2 protein-coding genes are annotated in these 1,875 nt (G+C 37.0%); one reads left to right on the top strand and one right to left on the bottom strand.

All coding sequences use genetic code 11. The features are described 5' to 3' along the window. On the top strand, positions 1-1,252 hold a 1,252-nt coding region (locus E1171_RS02045; protein ID WP_246164121.1), incomplete at its 5' end, for a hypothetical protein. Between the two features lie 255 nt (positions 1,253-1,507). Here the strand turns inward: E1171_RS02045 and E1171_RS02040 are convergent. Continuing rightward, on the bottom strand, positions 1,508-1,875 hold a 368-nt coding region (locus tag E1171_RS02040), incomplete at its 5' end, for a PaaI family thioesterase (protein WP_155203588.1).

Here is a 1,875-nt window from a genome sequence, read left to right as displayed (position 1 = left end):
AGACACCCGGGAAATGGAATTAAACAATGTGGCTACGGAATATGTAAAGTTAGCTTTGATTACGGGGCAGTATGTTCCTTCCTATATTGATGCTTATTATGGACCTGATAGTTTAAAGCCAGCTCCTTTAACTGCACAGCAAGAAAAGATTTTTCCTTACCTGGATTTGAATCGAAGAGCAGACAACTTGCTGGATCAAATGAAAAGGCTGAGGACCCCGGTGAGTTCAGGTATTGAAAGACAAAGGTTTAATTTTTTAATAAAACAAATCAGGGCTCTAAAGGCTCAATTGGCCTTAAGAAATGGAGAGCGAATGAGTTTTGAGGAGGAAGCCAAGTCACTTTATGATGCGAATCCACCCGTTAATAATCGAACTCATTTTGAGAAAATATTGGCACAACTGGAAGTGCTGTTACCCGGGGAAGGTTCATTAAACACTCGGTACTTGAATTATCGCAAAGATTTTGTAATTCCGAAAAATAAGATTGATACCGTGTTTAAAATGGCCGTATATGAGGGGAGAAGAAGAACCTTAAAACATTTGAAGCTTCCAAAAGAGGAGAGTTTTAGGGTGGAGTATGTTACAGATAAAGTGTGGTCTGGTTACAATTGGTACAAAGGTGATAGCTACAGTCTTATTCAGGTAAACACGGATTTTCCAATTTATATTGAGCGAGCTATTGATTTGGCTTGCCATGAGGGGTATCCTGGTCATCATGTTTATAATGTTTTATTAGAAAAGAATCTGGTAAATTTTTACCAATGGGTGGAATTTTCAGTCTACCCTTTATTTAGTCCTCAATCATTGATAGCAGAAGGCAGTGCAAATTTTGGGATTGAAGTAGCATTTCCTGGTAAGCAAAGGATAAAGTTTGAAAAAGAGGTCCTTTTTCCCTTAGCCGGTTTGGACCCAAATAAAGCAGAACAATATTATAAAATACAAGAGATTGTTCATCAACTTTCTTATGCGGATAATGAAGCTGCCCGTCAATGGATGAATGGGAAAATGACGGATGATGAAGTTGTAGATTGGCTTGAAAAGTATGCTCTAATGTCCAGGGAAAGAGCTGAGCAACGTTTAGCTTTTATTAAAGCCAATAGGTCTTATGTTATTAATTATAATTATGGAAGAGACTTGATTAAGGATTTCGTAGAACGTAATGGTGGGAGAGAGGATAATCCGAAAAGGAGATGGGAGCTCTTTCAGAAAGTATTATCTAGTCCACACACTGCATCGGATTTCGTATTTTAGTAATGTTCAATTACTATTTTTAGGGGATTTCTTTAGAAAAAATTGTTTGAATCAGCCCTGGACTTCTATTAGCCCCTTTTTTCCCTTTTTTGGTGAAGTTAGGTACTTCCTGGGAGTTTTCTTGAATTTCAAAATACCTTTTTTTCAGGTTCTTGCTTTAGGAATTCATAAAGATTAGTAAAAATGGGGACATAATCCAGTGTCCCTATTTTGAACTAAATTAATGCTCCCCCAATATTTATTTTCGGTTCTTTCTTATTTTTGTATCACATCTTTCAATTTAAAAGGGGTACAAATGAGGTTGGAGCTCCCTTTTGCAACCAATTTTCCCTTGCTGTTAGTAATTGTACATTCGAAATGATTTAATTGTCTCCCTTTTCGGATAATTTTTGAATAGGCAGTTATTTTTTCTCCAATTATGGCAGGAGCGAGAAAGTCTACATTTAGGTTCACGGATGTGTATAGGTTATCATTCCGAAGGCAAAAGTTATGGAACCCAATTATCTCATCCATAATTAAGGCACTCATCCCTCCATGTAGGGTTCCCGCAGGGTTGCTCATGTCTTCCCGAACCATATATTCTACGACAATACTTTTTTGAGAAAACTCTTTTAAAATACCTT

This window comes from Xanthovirga aplysinae (genome assembly GCF_009711365.1).
Classification (GTDB): Bacteria; Bacteroidota; Bacteroidia; order Cytophagales; family Cyclobacteriaceae; genus Xanthovirga; species Xanthovirga aplysinae.
The sequence above is the reverse complement of the archived record's forward strand: the minus strand, read 5'-3'. Positions and strand labels throughout refer to the sequence as shown.